General features: G+C 65.3%; 22 protein-coding genes and 1 tRNA gene. 22 read left to right on the top strand and 1 reads right to left on the bottom strand.

Annotated features, from left to right (window positions below; genetic code table 11):
- The first annotated feature begins 53 nt into the window (after positions 1-53).
- The 21 genes from MKI88_RS09320 to MKI88_RS09225 all read left to right on the top strand — a co-directional run bounded on the left by MKI88_RS09320 (position 54) and on the right by MKI88_RS09225 (position 17,448).
- Complete coding sequence (locus MKI88_RS09320) at positions 54-881, top strand: type II secretion system protein N (protein WP_241631072.1); 828 nt, start codon at positions 54-56, stop codon at positions 879-881.
- On the top strand, positions 881-3,094 hold the full coding sequence (gene gspD / locus MKI88_RS09315; RefSeq protein ID WP_241631071.1) for a type II secretion system secretin GspD: 2,214 nt from the start codon (positions 881-883) through the stop codon (positions 3,092-3,094). Before MKI88_RS09320 ends, gspD begins: the two co-directional genes overlap by 1 nt.
- Positions 3,091-4,647 (top strand): type II secretion system ATPase GspE, encoded by a 1,557-nt coding sequence (gene gspE / locus MKI88_RS09310; RefSeq protein WP_241631070.1) that lies wholly within the window; start codon positions 3,091-3,093, stop codon positions 4,645-4,647. The genes gspD and gspE overlap by 4 nt, the downstream gene beginning before the upstream one ends.
- Entirely contained in the window at positions 4,640-5,866 is a 1,227-nt protein-coding gene (gene gspF, locus MKI88_RS09305; RefSeq protein WP_241631069.1) for a type II secretion system inner membrane protein GspF, read from the top strand. Before gspE ends, gspF begins: the two co-directional genes overlap by 8 nt.
- 7 nt (positions 5,867-5,873) lie before the next feature.
- Positions 5,874-6,353, top strand: a complete 480-nt coding sequence (gene gspG / locus MKI88_RS09300) for a type II secretion system major pseudopilin GspG (protein WP_241631068.1) — start codon at positions 5,874-5,876, stop codon at positions 6,351-6,353.
- Between the two features lie 21 nt (positions 6,354-6,374).
- Entirely contained in the window at positions 6,375-6,890 is a 516-nt protein-coding gene (locus tag MKI88_RS09295; RefSeq protein WP_241631067.1) for a GspH/FimT family pseudopilin, read from the top strand.
- Positions 6,877-7,239, top strand: a complete 363-nt coding sequence (gspI, locus tag MKI88_RS09290; protein ID WP_241631066.1) for a type II secretion system minor pseudopilin GspI — start codon at positions 6,877-6,879, stop codon at positions 7,237-7,239. Before MKI88_RS09295 ends, gspI begins: the two co-directional genes overlap by 14 nt.
- Entirely contained in the window at positions 7,236-7,931 is a 696-nt protein-coding gene (gspJ, locus tag MKI88_RS09285) for a type II secretion system minor pseudopilin GspJ (protein WP_241631065.1), read from the top strand. Before gspI ends, gspJ begins: the two co-directional genes overlap by 4 nt.
- Positions 7,931-8,911: a type II secretion system minor pseudopilin GspK gene (gene gspK, locus MKI88_RS09280; protein ID WP_241631064.1), complete on the top strand. Its 981-nt coding sequence runs from the start codon at positions 7,931-7,933 to the stop codon at positions 8,909-8,911. The genes gspJ and gspK overlap by 1 nt, the downstream gene beginning before the upstream one ends.
- Positions 8,908-10,026, top strand: a complete 1,119-nt coding sequence (gspL, locus tag MKI88_RS09275; protein WP_241631063.1) for a type II secretion system protein GspL — start codon at positions 8,908-8,910, stop codon at positions 10,024-10,026. The genes gspK and gspL overlap by 4 nt, the downstream gene beginning before the upstream one ends.
- Positions 10,023-10,499: a type II secretion system protein GspM gene (gene gspM, locus MKI88_RS09270; protein WP_241631062.1), complete on the top strand. Its 477-nt coding sequence runs from the start codon at positions 10,023-10,025 to the stop codon at positions 10,497-10,499. Before gspL ends, gspM begins: the two co-directional genes overlap by 4 nt.
- Positions 10,496-11,218: a type II secretion system protein N gene (locus MKI88_RS09265; protein WP_241631061.1), complete on the top strand. Its 723-nt coding sequence runs from the start codon at positions 10,496-10,498 to the stop codon at positions 11,216-11,218. The genes gspM and MKI88_RS09265 overlap by 4 nt, the downstream gene beginning before the upstream one ends.
- A 63-nt stretch (positions 11,219-11,281) precedes the next feature.
- Positions 11,282-11,358: transfer RNA gene (locus MKI88_RS09260), tRNA-His, on the top strand.
- Between the two features lie 89 nt (positions 11,359-11,447).
- Complete coding sequence (locus MKI88_RS09255) at positions 11,448-12,497, top strand: Glu/Leu/Phe/Val dehydrogenase (RefSeq protein ID WP_241631060.1); 1,050 nt, start codon at positions 11,448-11,450, stop codon at positions 12,495-12,497.
- A gap of 143 nt (positions 12,498-12,640) precedes the next feature.
- Positions 12,641-13,357: a heme ABC transporter permease CcmC gene (gene ccmC / locus MKI88_RS09250; protein WP_241631059.1), complete on the top strand. Its 717-nt coding sequence runs from the start codon at positions 12,641-12,643 to the stop codon at positions 13,355-13,357.
- 10 nt (positions 13,358-13,367) lie between these two features.
- Positions 13,368-13,499 (top strand): hypothetical protein, encoded by a 132-nt coding sequence (locus tag MKI88_RS21410; protein ID WP_281063728.1) that lies wholly within the window; start codon positions 13,368-13,370, stop codon positions 13,497-13,499.
- A complete protein-coding gene (gene ccmE / locus MKI88_RS09245; protein WP_241631058.1) occupies positions 13,496-13,927 on the top strand; it encodes a cytochrome c maturation protein CcmE in 432 nt (143 codons plus the stop codon). Before MKI88_RS21410 ends, ccmE begins: the two co-directional genes overlap by 4 nt.
- On the top strand, positions 13,924-15,846 hold the full coding sequence (locus MKI88_RS09240; protein WP_241631057.1) for a heme lyase CcmF/NrfE family subunit: 1,923 nt from the start codon (positions 13,924-13,926) through the stop codon (positions 15,844-15,846). Before ccmE ends, MKI88_RS09240 begins: the two co-directional genes overlap by 4 nt.
- A gap of 14 nt (positions 15,847-15,860) precedes the next feature.
- Positions 15,861-16,388, top strand: a complete 528-nt coding sequence (locus tag MKI88_RS09235) for a DsbE family thiol:disulfide interchange protein (RefSeq protein ID WP_241631128.1) — start codon at positions 15,861-15,863, stop codon at positions 16,386-16,388.
- Positions 16,385-16,795, top strand: coding sequence for a cytochrome c-type biogenesis protein (locus tag MKI88_RS09230; protein WP_407073325.1), 411 nt, complete (start codon positions 16,385-16,387; stop codon positions 16,793-16,795). The genes MKI88_RS09235 and MKI88_RS09230 overlap by 4 nt, the downstream gene beginning before the upstream one ends.
- Positions 16,753-17,448 (top strand): tetratricopeptide repeat protein, encoded by a 696-nt coding sequence (locus MKI88_RS09225; RefSeq protein ID WP_241631056.1) that lies wholly within the window; start codon positions 16,753-16,755, stop codon positions 17,446-17,448. The genes MKI88_RS09230 and MKI88_RS09225 overlap by 43 nt, the downstream gene beginning before the upstream one ends.
- On the opposite strand, the gene ald is transcribed toward MKI88_RS09225, so the two are convergent.
- Positions 17,427-18,533, bottom strand: a complete 1,107-nt coding sequence (ald, locus tag MKI88_RS09220; RefSeq protein ID WP_241631055.1) for an alanine dehydrogenase — start codon at positions 18,531-18,533, stop codon at positions 17,427-17,429. The two genes, MKI88_RS09225 and ald, sit on opposite strands and share 22 nt — an antisense overlap.
- Before the next feature lie 130 nt (positions 18,534-18,663).
- On the opposite strand from ald, the gene MKI88_RS09215 reads away from it, so the two are divergent.
- Entirely contained in the window at positions 18,664-19,110 is a 447-nt protein-coding gene (locus tag MKI88_RS09215; protein WP_281063730.1) for an Lrp/AsnC family transcriptional regulator, read from the top strand.
- Positions 19,111-19,116: the final 6 nt, after the last annotated feature.

The following is a 19,116-nucleotide window of genomic DNA, read 5'->3' as shown; positions in this document are numbered from 1 at the left end:
TGGACAGGTAACAATGCCGCACTAGCGCAGCCGTCTGGTCCGGGGAGCAGCAATTGCGTCTTAGTCTTGATGGCAGAGCCAAACGGCTGTTGCGGCGTCTGCCGCGCTACAGTGCATACAGCATTGCGGAACTCGTGCTCATCACGATCCTCGCCGTGCTCTGCGCGCAGCTGGTGTGGACGATCGTCACCCCGGTCAATCCACTGGGTACCTGGCGACTGCAGGATCGTGCGGCGGGCGCGGTCGCAAACCGTGTCGAACTGTTCCGAAGCTTCGATCCCTTCTTTCGACTGCAGGATTCGGGCGCGGCAGTCGTCACCTCGCTTCAACTGACGCTTTTCGGCACCCGCCTGGACGAAGTTTCGGGGCGCGGGTCGGCCATCATCGCCGGGCCTGACGGTGTGCAGACAAGCTTCGGGGTCGGCGACGAGATCCTGCCCGGCGTGATTTTGAAATCCGTGGCGTTCGACAGCGTGAGCATCGACCGCGGGGGCGCGATCGAGCAGCTCTATATCGACCAGTCAGTGGCGGCACCGCAGGCGTCCGAGATCGCTCCGGGCGTTGCGACCGATGCGACGCTCGACAGCGCGGCGGGCAGCCCTGTCACCGTCGATCAGATCCGTCAGGGCATCCAGTTTCTGCCGCGCACGGAGAATGGGCGCGTTACCGGGCTCGTCGTCCGTTCGGGCGGTGATGGAACCGCATTCCGTTCGGCGGGTTTTCGCGACGGCGATATTCTGGTCGCGATCAACGGCCAGCCCATCGGATCGCCCGACGACGCGGCGCGGCTTGCTGCGGCGGCGCGTCCCGGATCCACCCTTTCGGTCACCGTCGAGCGCGGCGCCGAAGTCATTCCCATTGCCATTGCGATAGCGAGATAATGAAAAAATTCCTGACCGGCGCCGCCACGGCCCTTGCGTTGATCGTGGCCCAACCGCTGGCCGCACAGCACACACTCAACGTGCGCGACGCCGATATTCGTGCGTTCATCCAGGATGCCGCGCGCGTGACGGGGCGGACCTTCATCATCGACCAGCGTGTTCAGGGCAAGGTTTCGGTGGTCACCGACCGCCCGCTATCGCGCTCCGAATATTTCGAGGTGTTCCTCGCCACGCTGCGCGCCAATGGGCTCGTTGCGGTGCCGACGTCGGGCGGAGCGTTCCGCGTTCAGCCCGCCGACACCGCAGCTTCGCAGCCCGGACGTGTAGGCAGTCGCGGCGGCGCGCAGAATGCGTTTGTCACCGAAGTCTTCCGCCTGAAATCGATCGACGCGACCTCGGCGGTCGAGACGCTGCGGCCACTTGTCAGCAAGGAAGGCTCGGTTACCGCGAATCGCAGCGGCAATTCGATCGTCGTTGCCGACTATGCGGACAATGTCCGGCGTATCCGTCAGCTCGTGAACCAGATCGACAGGGACAGCGCATCCACCACGGTCGTACCGCTGAAAAATGCGGGTGCGCGCGAGATTGCGACATCGCTTCAGCAGCTCGTCGGCGCAGGCGTGGCCGGAGGCGGAGAGGGGGCTCCGGCGCGTGGCCCCGCCGCCACCATCGTGCCGATCGACAGCAGCAACTCGATCGCGCTCAGGGGCGATCCAGCGACCGTCGCGCGACTGGTCGAGATCGCGCGTGACCTTGACGTCCGCGCGGCAAGTGGCACCGAGATCCGCGTCGTCTGGTTGCAGCACGCCGATGCCGCGCTCCTTTTGCCCGTGCTTCAGCAACTGATCGGGCAGCAGCCGACAATGCCTGTACAGCCTCCGACATCGGGCGAAGGCGGCAACGGACAAATGGCGCCGACACCGGTTTCGATGCCCGTTGCGACGGGAGTGAACCCCTTGGGCACTCCGGGCAGGGGGCAGGCGATCGTGACGCGCTACGAAGGTGCCAACGCGATCATCATTTCGGCTCCCGCCGATGTTCAACGCCAGCTCAGCGAGGTTGTTCGTCAGCTCGACACGCGGCGCGAGCAGGTGCTTGTCGAAGCGATCATCGTCGAGATGTCGGACGTCGCGGCAAAGCAGCTCGGCGTCCAGTTCCTGTTTGGCGGCAAGCCGGGTAGTGGATTGCCCTTCGGCATCACCAACTATTCCAATGTCGCCCCGCGCATCGGCGTGCTCGCAGCAGCGGTCAGCGAGCGCGAGCTGATCAACAACGACGACGATGACACTGACGATGACGGCGGATCGCTGAGCGATCTCGGCAAAGCGGCCGTGCAGGAAATTATCGGTGCCAGTGGCGGCATTGGCGGCATTGTCACCAATATCGGCGATGACGGGATATTCGCCGCGATCATCAATGCGGTGAAGTCGGACAATACCTCCAACATCCTTTCGACGCCGTGGCTCTACACGCTCGACAACAAGGAAGCGAAGATCCTGGTCGGCCAGGAAATTCCGGTTTCGACGGGCGAGGCGCTCAGCGACAATTTCGACAATGCATTCCGGACGATCCAGCGCCAGAATGTCGGTATCCAGCTCGAGGTGAAGCCGCAGATCAACGCGGGCGGCGCGATCAAGCTGTTTCTGCGCCAGGAGGTGAGTTCGATCGCAGGGCCCGTATCGGACGACTTCAACGAGCTGATCCTCAACAAGCGCGAGATCGAGACGACGATCACCGTCGATGACGGCGAGATAGTCGCATTGGGCGGCCTGCTCGACGACAATGAGCGTCGGACGATCGAGAAGATTCCGCTGCTGGGCGATATTCCGGGGATCGGGGCACTGTTCCGCGCCAAGTCGCGACAGCGCGCCAAGACCAACTTGATGATCTTCATCCGTCCGACGATCGTGCGCAGTGCGTCCGAGGCCCGCGCGATCGCCGAGCAGCGCTACGGTTATGCGCGCCGCGAACAGCTTCTCGCGCGTCCCGATCGCGAGCCCACGCTCGATGAGCTGGTGCGCGATTACCTGAACATGGCACCGCCGATCCCTGCCGACCAGTTGCCGGCCGCTGCGGAGGGCGCCGCATTGCCCGCGCCAGCCGCCGCGCCAGCGCCGGCCGAACCCGAGCCGACGGCCGGCGAGATCCGCCAGCGCAGCTCGACCCACACGATCCGGCCGGTCGACGTGCCGACCAGTGAGGCACCGAAATGAAGATCCGCCGCGGAGACACGCCTGCGCAGGCTGCGGCCGAAACGCTGGCGCAGGAAGCCGCACACAGTCCGGTGCTGATCGTCAACATCCCTTATGGTTTCGCGCGCAAGTTCGGCGTGGTGCTGAAGGGAAAGGATGAGGGCGGCCGCTTCGGGATCGCGATGCGCGAAGGCGCCGATCCCCGCGCCCTGCTCGAGGTGCGGCGCTGGCTCGGCCAGCCCTTCGATGTGGAGTTCGTGGCGCCCGGCGCGTTCGATACATTGCTGTCCGAGCGCTATGCCCTTGGCGGCGAGGCGGCGGCAATGGCCGCTGGCTCGCTCGGGCTCGGCGACGATCTCGACCTGCTCGCGACCGATCTTCCCACCGCCGACGACCTGCTCGACACCGCGGACGATGCGCCTGCGATCCGCCTGATCAACGGCATAATTGCCGATGCCGCGCGGCAGGGCGTGTCCGACATCCATATCGAGCCCTATGAGACGGGCCTGATCGTACGCATGCGCATCGACGGCGTGCTGCGCGAGACGCTGCGCATGCCGCCGCACGTCGCGCCCGTCGTCGTAAGCCGCATCAAGGTCATGGCACGCCTCGACATTGCCGAGCGCCGCGTGCCGCAGGACGGCCGCATCGGGCTGACGCTGGGCGGCAAGCTGCTCGATGTGCGCGTATCGACATTGCCCAGCCGCGCGGGCGAGCGCGTCGTGTTGCGTATCCTCGACAAGGAGAATGCCGGGATCACGCTCGACGTGCTCGGCATGTCCGAAGAAACCAACGCGCTGCTGCGCGAGGCGCTGGCCGAGCCCAACGGCATCATCCTCGTCACCGGTCCGACCGGATCGGGCAAGACGACGACGCTTTATGCCGGCTTGCGCCTGCTCAACGACGGCACGCGCAACATCCTGACGGTCGAGGATCCGGTCGAATATGCGATCGAGGGCGTCGGGCAGACGCAGGTCAACGCCAAGGTCGGGCTGACCTTTGCCGCGGGGCTTCGCGCTATCCTGCGTCAGGACCCCGACGTCGTGATGGTCGGCGAAATCCGCGACCGCGAGACCGCCGAGATCGCGGTGCAGGCCTCGCTTACCGGACACCTCGTGCTCTCGACCGTCCACACGAACGACGCAGTCGGCGCGATCACGCGCATGCGTGACATGAAGATCGAACCATTCCTGCTGGCCTCGACGCTGCGCGCCGTGCTGGCACAACGGCTCGTCCGGAGGCTCTGCCCCGATTGCCGCCGCCCGGTGCAGGCGTCCGGCTCGGTCAGCTCGCTGCTCGGTTTCGATCCGGGTACTGTGATCTACGAGCCCGTGGGTTGCGACAACTGCAACCACACCGGCTTCAAGGGCCGGATCGGCGTGTTCGAGGCGATCCGCATCGACGATACCATTCGCCGTCTCATCAACGATGGCGGCGACGAGGCCATCATTGCGCGTCACGCCTTTCTCAATCACCCCAATCTCGGGTCGGCCGCGCGCAAGCTGGTGCGCGAGGGGCTGACGACACCCGAGGAGGCGGTCCGGATATCGCGCCGCGAATCCGTCGATGCCTGACTGGGATTATCTCGCGCTCGACACGAGCGGGCGCGAGCGGCGGGGCACCGTCGCCGCGCCGAGCGCAGAGGACGCGCGCGCGCGGCTCGATCAGCGGCGCTTCTATGTCGTGCGGATCGAACCCGGATCGGGGCAGCCGCAGAAGACACCGTCGCTGTTCTCCGGCGCCGCCTTCGCGCGCAAGAAGCTGAGCGGCAAGCAGCTTACGCTCTTCACGCGGCAACTTGCTACGCTTGTGCTGGTGACGCCGCTCGAGGAATCGCTGCGCACCATCTCGCGCCAGACCGAACAGGCGCATGTCCGCGCGATTCTCCAGACCGTCCACGCCGCGGTGGTCGAGGGACGACGGCTGTCGGAGGCTATGGGCCGCGAGCCCAGGAGCTTCCTGCCGCTCTATCGCGCAATGGTCTCGGCGGGCGAAAGCTCGGGCACGCTCGACACGATCCTCGAGCGCCTGGCTGATCTGCTCGAACGCCAGGCGCAGGTGCGCGGCAAGGTACTCAGCGCGATGGCTTATCCGGTAGTGCTTGCGATCGTTGCCATATTCGTCGTGATCGCGCTCATGGTTTTTGTCGTGCCCAAAGTGGTCGAGCAGTTCGACACGGTGGGGCAGGATCTCCCGCTGCTCACGCGCATCGTGATCGGGATTTCCGATTTTCTGGTGAACTGGTGGTGGCTGCTGCTGGCGGTGATCGTCCTGCTCGGTGTCGTCGGATGGCGTGCGCTCAAGGATCCCGCGGTCCGGCTACGGTTCGATCGGTCGATGCTGCGCATTCCGCTGATCGGTCGATTGATCCGCGATCTTCATGCCGCGCGCATGGCGCGCACGCTCGCGACGATGGTGTCGAGCCGTCTGCCGCTGCTCGAGGGGCTCACGCTGACCACGTCCACGATCCACAATCGCGCATTGCGCGTCGCTTCCGAGGATATTGTCGAGGCGATCCGCGGCGGTGGCAGCCTGTCGGCGGCGCTGAAGCGCGCAAATGTCTTTCCGCCCTTGCTCGTCTATCTCGCCGCGAGCGGCGAGGCGGCGGGCAAGCTCGATATGACGCTCGAACGCGCCGCCGATTATCTCGAGCGGGAATTCGACGGTTTCACCGCGACCGCATTATCGCTGCTCGAACCGCTCATCATCGTCGTGATGGGTGGGATCGTCGCGCTCATCGTCCTTTCCATCCTTCTTCCCATCCTTCAACTCCAGTCGCTTGCCGGCGTTTGAGGTTCAAATGACCACAGAAATTCATATCGAAGACACGCAACACAACGCCACCGTCGTGCGGAAACGGAAGCGCCGCGAACAAGGCTTCACACTCGTGGAGCTCATGGTCGTCATCGTGATCATCGGACTGCTGACCACCATAGTCGTGATCAACGTCCTGCCGAGCCAGGACAAGGCGATGGGCAAGAAGGCGGAAGCCGATGTCGCGCTGCTCGAACAGGCGCTCGAGATGTACCGCCTCGACAATCTGGCCTACCCCAGTGCGTCGGACGGCTTGCGCGCACTCGTTCAGCCGCCCGCATCGCTGACCCAGCCTGATCGCTATCGGCGCGGCGGCTATGTGAAGCGGTTGCCCGACGATCCGTGGGGGCGGCCGTATCTCTATGCGGTTCCGGGCCGGAACGGGACATTCGACGTCTATTCGCTGGGAGCGGATGGTGCCGAGGGTGGCGAGGGAGAGAATGCCGATATCGGTAACTGGCGCTAGGCACGGCAGGGATCCGCGCTCGTGCGGCGTTACGCCGAACACGGCTTCACGCCCGTGAGGCGTTACGCCGAACACGGCTTCACGCCCGTGAGGCGTTACGCCGAACACGGCTTCACGCTTGTCGAACTGATGATCGTGCTCGTGATCGTCGGTCTGATGTCCGCCGTCGTGATCCTGACGATGCCCGATCCGCGTGGCCGTCTGGTCACCGAGGCGGAGCGCTTCGCCGCGCGCGTCGCCGTCGCGCGTGACGGCGCGATAATAGATGGGCGCGAAACGAGCCTGATCATCGATCCGCTGGGCTATGGCTTTGAGGAACGTCGCCGAGGCGAATGGCGTCCATTGCAGCAGCGTGCGCTGGCTCGCACCGAATGGCCGCAAGGGACGCGCGTCACGATTGGCCGGGATTCCCGCAAGACGATCATCTTCGACACCACCGGCCTTCTCAGCGAACCCGCAACGGTGACATTGCGCCGGGAAGGAGAGGAAGTCGCTATCGCGATCGGGCAGGACGGAACGGTCAATGTCGGATCGTGAGTCAGGCTTTACGCTGATCGAAATGCTCGTCGCGCTGGCGGTGTTCAGCCTGGCCGCCCTGGCGCTGATGCGCCTCGAAGGCGCGACGCTGTCCAGTACCGCCGACCTCGACCAGAAGCTGATCGCGCAGATCGTCGCGCGCAATGTCGCGGTCGAGACACTGACCGATCCGACCGCACCCGCACTCGGCGAAACCAGCGGCGAGGAGACGAACGCCGGCCGGCGCTGGCGCTGGCAGCGCCGCACGACGCGCCCAGGCGACCAACGTATCGTCCGGATCGACATTTCGGTTCTCGACATGACCGGGCGCAATCAGGCCGGCTTGACCGTCGTGAGGCAGGTCAAGTGAAGCGCCCCGCCCAAAACGGCTTTACGCCCGTGAGGCGTTCCGCCGAACACGGCTTCACGCCCGTGAGGCGTTCCGCCGAACACGGCTTCACGCCCGTGAGGCGTTCCGCCGAACACGGCTTCACGCTTGTCGAGCTGATGGTCTCATTGCTCATCTTCGGTATCTTGTCGGCGGCGGGTGTCGCGCTGCTGACTTTCAGTGTCCGCGCACAGGACGCCGCGAACGTGCGGCTTGCCGAGATGGCGGAGATCCGGCGGCTTGGCGCGGTGCTCACGAGCGATCTCGCCCAGGTGGTACCGCGCATGCCGCGCGATGCTCGCGGAGATCGCATTCCGGCCTTTTCGGCGGCGGCGCCGGGCGGGCAGGCACCGCTGCTGGGCTTTGTCCGTTCGGGCTGGAGCAATGGGACGGGCGCAGCGCGGGCGTCGCTGCAGCGCGTCGAATACCGGTTCGAGAATGGCAATCTGATGCGTGCGGGCTTTGCGATGCTCGATGGCGGCGAGGAATTGCCCGCGGCCGTCGTGTTCGACGACATCGAATCGATCCGCCTGCGCTTCCGCGTGGATGATGAATGGCGTGACGCGTGGGATGCGACCCAGCCCGAGGCGATGCCCGATGCTGTCGACCTGATGATCAAGCCAATCGGTGGGCCCGAGATCCGCCAGCTTTTCCTCGTCGGGGCGCGCTACTGATGCCGCGCAGGGGCGAGGAGGGCGCGGCGCTGCTGAGCGTACTGCTGCTGGTCGCGGTGATGGCAGTGCTCGCGGCGGCTGCGCTCGAGAAACTGCGGCTGTCGACGCATCTCGCCGCCAATGGCGCGGCGATGGATCAGGCGCGCGCCTATAGCCAGGCGGCCGAAACGCTGGCGCTGATGCGGATCACCGATCTGGTCGATCGCGATGCCGCGAAGACGACGCTCGTAGGCGGCTGGAACGGCCAGCGGACCAATCTGCCGATTCCCGGCGGACTCGCCCAGGCGCGGGTCCGCGATGGCGGCAACTGCTTCAACCTCAACAGCGTTTCGCGCGGCGCCTCGGCCGCCGATCTTGAGCCCAATCCCACGGGCATCGCGCAGTTCGTGGCGCTCATGGCCGCGCTCGAGATCCGCCCCGATGTCGCGCGCCGTGTCGCCGCCGCGCTCGCCGACTGGGTCGATACCGACGACATTCCGGGCGCCGACGGTGCCGAGGATTCCTATTATCAGGGGCTCGCCAGCCCCTATCTGGCGGCGAATACGCGGTTGTACGACGTGAGCGAGCTGCGCGCCGTGGCGGGGGTGACGCCCGAGCTCTACGACAGGCTCAGGCCCTGGGTGTGCGCACTTCCCAACAGCGAGCTTTCGCCGATCAACGTCAACACGCTGCTTCCCGAACAGGCGCCGCTGTTCTCGATGCTGATCCCCGGAAAGCTTGATGTTCAGACCGCGCGCAAATTGCTCGCGGAAAGACCGGCCGATGGCTATGGAAGCACCGTCACATTTTGGGATCGTCCAGCGCTGGACACACTGAATCCGGGGCAGGAAGTGCAAAGCCAGACCAAACTCACGACGCGCTGGTTCGCGCTCGACATCACGATCGAGCTCGGCGGCGCAGAATTGCAGGAGACTGCCCTGATCGATGGTGCGTTGAAGCCGGCGCGGCTGGTGAGCCGGCAATGGGGCGATCCTTCATGAGCGATGATCGCTTCCTGATCTTGCGGTTCCCGCCCGACGTGGACGCGCCCGTCCGGTGGCTGCGCGTTGCCGAAGGCGTCATCGTCGAAGAAGGCGATGATCTCGTCGCAATTCGGCCTGCCGATGACAGGCAACTTGCCGAGGAGCGCGTGATTGCGGTTGCGCCGGCGGCCGATGTCACGATCAACTGGGCCGAGCTGCCGGGGCTGACCCCTGCGCAGGCGCGCGCCGCAGCGCGATTGCTGGCGTCCGAGAACAGCATATCACCACTCGATTCGCTGCACGTCGCTGTCGGCGAAGAGGGGGAGGGCGGCGATCGTCTGGTCGCTACCGTCGATCACGCGAGGATCGCGACCTGGCTTGGTACGGCGCAGGCATCGGGTTTCGACCCCGATGCGCTCGTGCCCGCATCGCTGTTGCTGCGCCGTCCCGACGAAGGCTTCGTCAAGGCCGATATATTGGGCGAGACAATCGTGGCCGGACCGGGCAGCGTCTTTGCAGATGATGCGGCACTGACCCCGTTGATCGTGGGCAATGCGCCGGTCGAGGCGCTGTCCAATGGTGCGGCGCAGTCCGAATGGATCGCGGCGCTTTCGGCGCTCCCTCTCAATCTGCGTCAGGCGAATTATACCCGGAAGCATCGCTGGGCGGTCGACTGGCGATTGATCCGGCGGCTCGCCATGATCGGCGCGGGCATCGTCGCGGTGCTGCTCACGACCAATCTCGCGCTCATTCTCAAATATAACTATGCGGCCGACGCGCTTGAACTGCGCAGCGCGAATCTCGCGCGGACGGTCACGCCCGATGCGACCAGCGACGAGGGGGCCGTCCAGGCGCTGGACGACCGGCTGGCGGCCTATCGTGGCGGCGGCGCCGGCTTTGCAGCGACGGCCGCGGCGATATTCTCTGCGGTGCGCGCCGTGCCCAATGTCGAACTCACCAGCTTCGACTTCGGCGTCGACGGAACCTTGCGGATCGGCCTCTCCGCGGCGACGCCGGGCGATATCACCGCCTTCCAGGCGCAACTCGAGCGCTATGGCTTCGACGGCACAGCGACTACCCCCCAGCAGGCGGCGGGACGGCACATTGTGGAAATGACGGTGAAACTGCCATGACCGGGAAATTCAAGGCGTGGTGGGTGCTGCGCACCACACGCGAGCAACGGATGCTGCTGGTGATGTTCGCGCTGATGGGCGTCGTCCTGGCATGGCTGCTCATTCTCTGGGTGGGCAACGGCGTTTCGTCGGCGCGCGAGCGCCACGCCCGCGCGGTCATCGATCACGCCCGGGTGGCCGCGAAGGTCGACGCTTTGCGCGACTACCGGAAAAGCGCTCCCCAGCCGCTCCCCGCACCGATCGACACCGTGGTCGGTCAGGCGGCGGCAGAGATCGGCTTCGTGCTGACACGCGTTGAGCCCGAAGGGCGCGACCGTGTCACGATCGCGATCGGATCGGCGCGCCCGCAGGCTTTTTTCGGCTGGCTCACTGATCTGGAACGGCGTGGCATCGTGCCGGAAAAGCTCGTCGCGCGCGCAAATAGCGACCGGACGCTCAGCATCGAGGCGACGCTGAGGGGGCGCGGGCAATGAGGCGAATCAGGCTTCCGCTGGGGCGCGGCCTCTATTTCCTGTGCGCCTTTCTGGTCGCGATGTTCGCCTTGTTGCCGCTCCGGCTCGCGCTCGACTGGTTCACTCTCGACGATCAGGGTCTTTCCGCACGCAAGGCCGAGGGCAGCGTCTGGCTGGGACGCCTGTCCGAGACCCGCTTCGGCGATGCATCGCTCGGCGATCTCGGCGCGAGGCTTTCACCCGTCCAGCTTCTCGTGGGGCGTGCCCGTGTCGACCTTGACGCAACCGATGAAAGCGCACCGCCGCTGAAGGGCGCCGTCAGTGTCAGCCGCAATACCGTTGGAATAGACGACATGACGGGCGCAATTCCCGTCGGCGCCGTGTTTGCGCCGCTGCCCGTGGACATGCTCGACCTGACCGATGTCAGCGTGCGCTTCAAGGACGGGCAATGCGATCGTGCCGAGGGGCGTGTCCGCGCCACGGTCGCGGGTGACATCGCGGGAATCAGTCTGGGGCAGGGGCTTGGCGGCAATGCGCGCTGCGATGGCGGGGCACTATTGCTGCCGCTGCAGGGGCAGTCGGGCATGGAGCGGCTCTCGGTCAGGCTGTTCGAGGACGGCCGCTACGAACTTGATCTTGCGGTCCGCCCCGCCGATCCCGCGCTGGGGTCCAGGCTGGTGTTGTCGGGTTTCCGTCAGACGCAGGACGGATATGTATTTTCGCTGCAGGGTCGTTTCTGATAGAGGTCGCTTGACGCTGGAGGAGCGCGCACTTATGAGCGCGCGGCCCGAGCGGCACATATGGCGATCGTAGCTCAGTTGGTTAGAGCACTGGTTTGTGGTACCAGGGGTCGGGGGTTCAAGTCCCCTCGGTCGCCCCATTTTCCTCCCGCTGCTATTCGGACTCGCAATCGCGTTTCGATAATATTATTGCGGTCACCGGTAATTTAATTTTCTGGGTGGATCTGCGATGGACTCGGTGTGGGAATATCCCGATTTTGATGATCATGAGGGGATTCACCTCTTTCGTGACCCGGCCGCCGGCCTGACGGCGGTCATCGCGGTGCACAGTTCGCACCTCGGCCCGGGCATGGGCGGGGTGCGCTACTGGTCCTACACCGACAAGTCCAAGGCGATCACCGACGCGCTGCGCCTTTCGCGCGGAATGAGCTACAAGAACGCGATGGCCGACCTGCCGCTGGGTGGCGGCAAGGGCGTGATTCTCGCTGGCCCCGGCGCTGAAAAGACCCCCGAACTCCTCGCTGCCTTCGGACGCGCGGTCGAATCGCTGGCCGGCAAGTATGTGACCGCCGAGGACGTTGGCATCAGCGACGCCGACATGGTGCAGATCGCCAAAAGCACACGTCATGTCTCGGGCCTGCCGGTCGAGCATGGCAATGCCGGCGGCGATCCGGGGCCGTTCACGGCGCTTGGCGTATTTCTCGGCGTGAAGGCGGCAGCCGAGCGCGGTCTCGGCAAGTCCGACATGGCTGGCGTGCACGTGGCGATCCAGGGCGTGGGGAGCGTCGGTGGCGGTCTGGCGCGGCTGCTCGCCAAGGAAGGCGCGAAGCTGACGCTGGCAGACGTCAATGCAGACCGCGCAAAAGCGCTGGCCGGGGAACTGGGCGCCGCAGTGGTTGCGGCCGACGAGATCCTGGGCATCGACGCCGATATCGTCAGCCCCAATGCGCTCGGTGCGATCCTCCACGAAAAGTCGATCGCCGCACTTCGCACGACCGTGATCGCGGGCGGCGCCAACAACCAGCTCGCCACGCATGACGATGGCGCAAGGCTGAAGGCGCGCGGCATCCTCTATGCGCCCGACTATGTCATCAATGCCGGCGGCATCATCAATGTCGGGCTCGAATATCTCGGCCATGGTGACCGGGCCGAGGTCGAGGCGCGAATCCACCGCATCCCCGATCGCCTCCGTCAGGTGTGGGACGAGAGCGACGCCACCGGCGATCCGGCATCGGACGTGGCGGACCGGATTGCGAAAAGGCTGATCGGACGCGGTTGAGCCCGTTCCCGTAAACACGGGCGTTCGCGGATGGGCAGCCGAATCTCTTGCTCTTGAGGGGGCGATGGTGGCACAAGGCCGCGCCGGCAGGGACCGGCGGGTCGCGTCGTCATTTAACTTATTGAGGTTTCATCGCTTACCCGATGCACGGTTTCGCCAATCCGGCACGTTTCCTGAAAATCGCACGACCGCTGACCTCCTGGCTCGGCTGGGCGGGGGCGTTGCTGATCGCAATCGGCATGGTGGCGGGCTTGTTCCTGACGCCGCCCGATTATCTTCAGGGTGAAAGCGTGCGCATCATGTACGTCCATGTACCGGCGGCATGGCTCGGCATGGGGGGCTGGACGGGGATCGCAATCGCGAGCCTGATGCAGCTCGTCTGGCGCCACCCGCTCAGCGGCGTGGCAGCACGCGCCATCGCGGTGCCGGGCGCGCTGTTCACCGGGCTGTGCCTCATCACCGGATCGATCTGGGGGCGCCCGACCTGGGGCACCTGGTGGGAATGGGACGGCCGCCTGACCTCGATGCTTGTGCTGCTGTTCCTCTATTTCGGCTATACCGCGCTGGCGAATGCGAGCGAGGAAAAGGGCAGCGTCAGCCGCGCGACCGCGATTTTCGGGCTCGTCGGCGCGGTCAACATTCCGATCATCAACCGTTCGGTCGTCTGGTGGAATTCGCTCCATCAGGGGCCGAGCATCACGCTCAAGGGTTCCACGATCGACGCCTCAATCCTCTGGCCGCTTGGCTTTACGACGCTCGGCTTTTCGCTGCTCTTCGGCGCGATCGTGCTGATGCGCATGCGCGCGAGCCTCGCGGAAATTCGCGTCGAGGCGCGCCTGAAGCGGATGGCCCAGACGTGACGAGGCGCTCATGAATCACTGGCCTTTCATCATTGCGGCCTATGCGCTGACCATTGCGGGAACATTTGGCGTCGTTGCGTGGGCGTGGGCGTCGATGCGCAAGGCAGAGAGACTCTCCGACGAGTTGAGGCGCGACCAGTGAAGGCCAAGCATCAGCGCCTCACCCTCGGCATCGTCGCGATCGTTGCCATTATCGGCGCGGCGCTGCTCGCCATGTCGGCGCTCAAGGATCAGGCCGCCTATTTCTATTCGCCGACCGACGCGAAAAAGGCCGGGGTTCCGGCGGGTCAGGCGATCCGGCTCGGTGGCATGGTCGCCAATGGCTCGATCGCGCATGAGCCCGATGGCGTCACGATCCGTTTCGTCGTGCACGACAACGCTGAAAGTGTGCCGGTTCGCTTCAAGGGAATCGTCCCCGACCTCTTCAAGGAAAATTCGGGCGTCGTCGCCGAAGGGCGCTTCGACGCCAATGGCACGTTCGTCGCCGACAATATTCTTGCCAAGCATGACGAGCGTTACATGCCGCCCCAGCTGGAGGGCGAAATGCACAAGACGGGCAAGGTCGAATGATCGCAGAAGCCGGACTGGCAGCGCTTTGGCTGGCCTTTGCGCTTGCCGCGCTTCAGCTTGCCCTGGGCGTGATCGGGCTGAGCGGGCGCGATGCGCTGCTCGAGGCCGTGCGGCCGGTAGCGGCGGTGCAGGGCTTGTTGACCGTCATCGCCTTCGGATTGCTGATCTGGCTGTTCCTGCGCTCGGACATGTCGGTGGCGCTGGTCGCGGCCAACAGCCATTCGGCCAAGCCCTGGCTCTACAAGTTCGCGGGCACCTGGGGGAATCATGAAGGTTCGATGCTGCTCTGGGTGACGATCCTGGCGCTGGCGGGCGCGCTCGTCGCGCTGTTCGAGCGGCGTCTCAACGAGCGCACGCTGATGGCGACGCTCGCCGCTCAGGCCTTTATCGGGCTCGGCTTCTACGCCTTTCTGCTGTTCGCCTCCAATCCCTTCGCGCGCCTGATTCCGGCGGCGGCCGAAGGGCAGGGGCTCAACCCGCTGCTGCAGGATCCGGGCCTCGCCTTCCATCCGCCGACGCTCTATTTCGGCTATGTCGGGCTTTCGATCGCCTTTTCCTTTGCTGTCGGTGCGCTGGTGACGCGCGACGTCGGCGCCGATTTCGCGCGCGCGATGCGGCCATGGGTGCTGATCAGCTGGGTGTTCCTGACGCTTGGTATCACCGCAGGCAGCTATTGGGCCTATTATGAGCTTGGCTGGGGTGGCTGGTGGTTCTGGGATCCGGTCGAAAACGCCTCGCTCATGCCCTGGCTCGCCGCGACCGCGCTCCTCCATTCGGTGACCGTGCTCGCGACGCGCGACGGCCTCCGCGCGTGGACGGTGATGCTTGCGGTCGTCGCTTTCTCGATGTCGATGGTCGGCACCTTTCTCGTGCGATCGGGCATTCTCACCAGCGTCCACGCCTTCGCGGTCGATCCCACGCGCGGCAGCTTCATCCTCGCACTGCTCGTCATCTATATCGGCGGGGCGCTCGCGCTCTATGCCCTGCGCGTTGGTACTGTGCGCGAGGGTTCGCAGTTCGATCTGGTGAGCCGCGAAGGCGCGCTCGTCGCCAATAACCTGATGCTCTCGGCCATCCTTGGCATCGTGCTCATCGGAACGCTCTATCCGCTCGCCGCCGAAGCGATCTCGGGAGAGAAGCTGTCGGTCGGCCCTCCCTATTTCAACGCCGCCGCAGGCCCGATCGCACTGATCATGGTTGCGCTCATGGCCGCGGGGCCGCTGCTCCGCTGGCGCCGCGATGACGCCAAAGCGCTGCTCAACCGCATTGCCGTACCGATCCTGATCAGCGCGGTCGCGTTGCTTGTGCTCATCATCCTCGCGCCGGGAACGGGCATTTTTCCGCTGCTTGGCCTCGTGCTCGCGGGAGGGCTGGCCGCCGCCAGCATCGCCCCGCTGTGGAAGCGCAATCTGCGTCGCACGCCGCTGTTCACATGGGGCATGGTGACCGCGCATTTCGGCATTGCGGTCGCGCTGGCGGGTATGGCCTGCGAAAGCGCCTTCACCAGGGAAACGCTCGTCGCTGCGCGTGTCGGGGAGACGCAGTCGGTCGGACCCTTCACGGTCCGGCTCGACAAGGTCGAACCGATCGCGGGGCCCAACTGGACCGCGCTCGAGGCAACGCTCACCGCGCGGCGCGGCGACGGCAAGCCCTTCGTGCTCGTGCCGCAGGCGCGCATGTTCGCATCACCCCCGACCGAGACAAGCGAGGCAGCGATCGCGACGCGCGTCGACGGGCAACTCTATACCGTGCTCGGCAAAGAAGATGCGCAGGGGCGCTGGCAGCTTCGCCTGTGGTGGAAGCCCTGGGTGACGCTGATCTGGCTGGGCGGCGGGCTGATTGCGCTTGGCGGCGTTCTCTCGCTGATCGGGCGTGCGCGCCGTGCGCGCAAAGCCTATGATCGCAAGGCATATGCGTGAAGGTTGATGGAACGATGAAGCCCGCAATTCTCTGGATTCCGCTGGCGCTGTTCGGGCTGTTCTTCGGCATCGTTGCCTATGGGCTGATCAACCCCGCCGAGCGCACGATAGAATCGAAGATGATCGGTAAGCCATTGCCGCAATTCGCCTTGCCAGCTGCGTATGACGGCCGCCCGGCGCTCGGCAGTGCCAATTTCGCCGAGGGGCAGCCGCGGCTGCTCAACATTTTCGCAAGCTGGTGCCTGCCCTGCATCGCGGAAGCGCCCGTGCTCGAAGGCATGGCGCGACAGGGGGTCGTGATCGATGCGATCGCGATCCGCGACAGGCCTGAGGATGTTGCTGCCTTTCTCAAGCGCAACGGCAACCCCTATCAACGCATCGGATCGGACGTGAACAGCTCGGTCCAGCTCGCGCTCGGCTCGTCGGGCGTGCCCGAAACCTTCGTCGTCGATGGCAAGGGGATCATCCGATACCAGCATATCGGCGATATCCGTCCCGAGCATGTCCCCACGATCCTCGAAGAGCTGAGGAAGGCACGGTGAGGGCGCTGCTTGCCCTTATGCTGATTGCGGCACCCGTTGCCGCACTGGCCGATTCCGCGATGCCTGCCGCTGAGCTCGCCGACACCCAGCTTCCCGATCCCCGACAGGAGGCCAAGGCGGTCGCACTGATGGAAACGCTGCGCTGCGTGGTTTGTCAGGGCCAGTCGATCGCCGACAGCGATGCCGAGATCGCGGGCGACATGCGCGCCATGGTGCGCGAGCGCATCCAGAAGGGCGAGAGCCCCGAGGCGATTCGCGCGTGGATGATCGAGCGCTATGGCGAGTGGGTGAGCTACAAGCCGGGCTTTTCCGCGGGCACGGCGCCGCTCTGGATTGCGCCTCTGCTGCTGCTGGCGACGGGCATATGGCTCGCGCGCGGCCGCCTTCGCGTTCGGAAGAAGCGCTGATGGGCTGGATCATCATTGTCGCCATGGCGCTGGCCGCGTGGCTGCTTCTCTGGCGCCTCGGTCGTGTGCCCCGGCTGAGCTGGGAACTGATCGGCGCGGCGCTGCTGCTCGGGCTGGCGGGCTATGCCTGGCAGGGAAACCCCGGCCAGGTCGGTAGCCCGGTTCAGGCGCGCGCCGATACCGTCAATGTCGATCCCGAACTGATCGCGCAGCGCAAGGCGATGATGGGCCAGTTCGGCACCGAGGCGCAGTGGCTCGACACCGCCGACACCTATGGCCGGCTGGGCTCTACCCGCGCCGCGGTTACGGTGATGCGCGGCGCGGTTCACGCCTATCCCAATAGCGCCGATCTGTGGGTGGGATTTGGCAATGCGCTGGTGGCGCATGGCGACGGGATGATCTCGCCCGCCGCGCAATATGCGTTCCAGAAGGCGGCGCAGCTTTCGCCCGAGCATCCTGGCCCGCCCTTTTTCATGGGGCTTGCGCTCGCGCAGTCGGGACAGCTCGACAAGGCCGAGGCACTCTGGGCGGAATTGCTCGCACGGACGCCGCCCGAAGCCCCCTGGCGTGCCGATCTCGAATCCAAGCTCGGCATGCTCAGGCAGCAGATGGGCGCATCGCCTGCGCCCCTTCAGCCCTCCCAGGGCGAATAGGGCAGGTCGAGCGCTTCGGCCACCGCCTGATGGCGGATCTTGCCGTCGGAGACGTTGAGGCCGTTGGCCAGATGTGGATCGGCCTTCATCGCGGCTTCCGCGCCCATGTTCGCCAGCTTGAGCGCGAAGGGCAGCGTCGCGTTGTTGAGCGCGAAGGCCGAGGTACGCGCGACCGCGCCGGGCATGTTGGCGACACAGTAATGGATCACGCCCTCGACCTCGAACACAGGATCGGCATGCGTGGTCGCCTTTGATGTCTCGAAGCAGCCGCCCTGATCGATCGCAATGTCGACGATCACCGAACCGCGCTTCATCGTCCTGAGCATCTCGCGCGTCACCAGCTTGGGGGCGGCAGCGCCGGGGACGAGCACCGCGCCGATGACGAGGTGCGCGTTCTTCACCGCCGCCGCGATCGCCGACTTCGACGCATAGGCGGTCTTGATCTGGCTGCCGAAGAACATGTCGAGTTCGGCCAGACGCTCGTTCGAGATGTCGTAGATGGTGACATCGGCGCGCTGGCCGACCGCCATCTGCGCCGCATTCACGCCCGCCACGCCGCCGCCGAGGATCGCGACCCGGGCGGGCGCCACACCGGGCACGCCGCCCAGCAATACGCCGCGTCCGCCCTGTTCCTTTTCAAGATAGTGCGCGCCGACCTGGATCGACATGCGGCCGGCAACCTCCGACATCGGCTTGAGCAGCGGCAGCGATCCCGTGCGCGATGTGACGGTTTCATAGGCGATGCACGTCGCCCCCGATTTCATCAGTCCTTCGGCCTGCGGCTTGTCTGCGGCGAGGTGGAGGTATGTGAAAAGCAGGTGATCGGGGCGGAGCAGCGCGATTTCCTGCGGCTGCGGCTCCTTGACCTTCACGATCATGTCGGCCGCTGCGAACACCTCTGCGGGCGTGCCGAGTATCTTCGCGCCCGCCTCGACATAATCGGCGTCGTCGAAGTCGATCCCGCCGCCCGCCTGCGTCTCGACGAAGACCTCATGCCCCGCGGCGGTCAGCTCGGCGACCGAGGGCGGGGTGAGGCCGACGCGATATTCGTGGTTCTTGATTTCCCTGGGAACGCCGACCTTCATTGTCCGTCTCCTGTAATGTCTTTGCGGTCGAGAATATCGCCATCGCCACTGGAAGTGTTTGCAAAACGATCCTTTCAATGGTCGGAATTTGGGATAATCTCCCGATCTGGAGGGGTATCTGACAACAATTATCAAACTCGATGCGATCGACCGCAAAATTCTCGACATTCTCGCGCATGATTCGGGTGTGACAAGCGAGAGGCTGGGCTTGCGCATCGGGCTTTCGCCTTCGGCGGCGCACCGGCGCGTGAAGCTGCTCGAGGAAAGCGGCATGATCCTCGGCTATCGCGCGCGGTTATCGCCCGCGGCCAGAGGCCGCCCGTCCACGGTCTTCGTCTCGGTCACGCTGGTCGATCAGCGCCAGACGACGCTCGCGGCCTTCGAGGACGCACTGCTCAGGACGTCGGTCATTCGCGAGGCGCACCTGATGAGCGGCGAGTCGGATTATCTGCTCAAGGTATTGATTCGTCACGAAGACAGTTACGAACGCGTCCATCGCGAGGTGCTGGCCACGCTTCCCGGCGTACAGCGACTGGTGACCCAGTTCACCATCCGGACGCTGGCGGTGGACGAGTGACGAAGG

The sequence above is a fragment of the Sphingomonas sp. LaA6.9 genome, assembly GCF_022601895.1.
GTDB lineage: Bacteria > Pseudomonadota > Alphaproteobacteria > Sphingomonadales > Sphingomonadaceae > Sphingobium_A.
The sequence above is the reverse complement of the archived record's forward strand: the minus strand, read 5'-3'. Positions and strand labels throughout refer to the sequence as shown.

Bases quoted from the DNA above. Each gene is read 5' to 3' on its own strand.
- ccmC (WP_241631059.1), top strand. From the start codon at position 12,641: ATGCACGGTTTCGCCAATCCGGCACGTTTCCTGAAAATCGCACGACCG.
- MKI88_RS09225 (WP_241631056.1), top strand. From the start codon at position 16,753: ATGGCTCGCGCGCGGCCGCCTTCGCGTTCGGAAGAAGCGCTGATGGGC.
- MKI88_RS09240 (WP_241631057.1), top strand. From the start codon at position 13,924: ATGATCGCAGAAGCCGGACTGGCAGCGCTTTGGCTGGCCTTTGCGCTT.
- MKI88_RS09265 (WP_241631061.1), top strand. From the start codon at position 10,496: ATGAGGCGAATCAGGCTTCCGCTGGGGCGCGGCCTCTATTTCCTGTGC.
- MKI88_RS09235 (WP_241631128.1), top strand. From the start codon at position 15,861: ATGAAGCCCGCAATTCTCTGGATTCCGCTGGCGCTGTTCGGGCTGTTC.
- ald (WP_241631055.1), bottom strand. From the start codon at position 18,533: ATGAAGGTCGGCGTTCCCAGGGAAATCAAGAACCACGAATATCGCGTC.
- MKI88_RS21410 (WP_281063728.1), top strand. From the start codon at position 13,368: ATGAATCACTGGCCTTTCATCATTGCGGCCTATGCGCTGACCATTGCG.
- MKI88_RS09255 (WP_241631060.1), top strand. From the start codon at position 11,448: ATGGACTCGGTGTGGGAATATCCCGATTTTGATGATCATGAGGGGATT.
- gspF (WP_241631069.1), top strand. From the start codon at position 4,640: ATGCCTGACTGGGATTATCTCGCGCTCGACACGAGCGGGCGCGAGCGG.
- gspL (WP_241631063.1), top strand. From the start codon at position 8,908: ATGAGCGATGATCGCTTCCTGATCTTGCGGTTCCCGCCCGACGTGGAC.
- gspI (WP_241631066.1), top strand. From the start codon at position 6,877: ATGTCGGATCGTGAGTCAGGCTTTACGCTGATCGAAATGCTCGTCGCG.
- gspE (WP_241631070.1), top strand. From the start codon at position 3,091: ATGAAGATCCGCCGCGGAGACACGCCTGCGCAGGCTGCGGCCGAAACG.
- gspM (WP_241631062.1), top strand. From the start codon at position 10,023: ATGACCGGGAAATTCAAGGCGTGGTGGGTGCTGCGCACCACACGCGAG.
- gspD (WP_241631071.1), top strand. From the start codon at position 881: ATGAAAAAATTCCTGACCGGCGCCGCCACGGCCCTTGCGTTGATCGTG.
- gspG (WP_241631068.1), top strand. From the start codon at position 5,874: ATGACCACAGAAATTCATATCGAAGACACGCAACACAACGCCACCGTC.
- gspK (WP_241631064.1), top strand. From the start codon at position 7,931: ATGCCGCGCAGGGGCGAGGAGGGCGCGGCGCTGCTGAGCGTACTGCTG.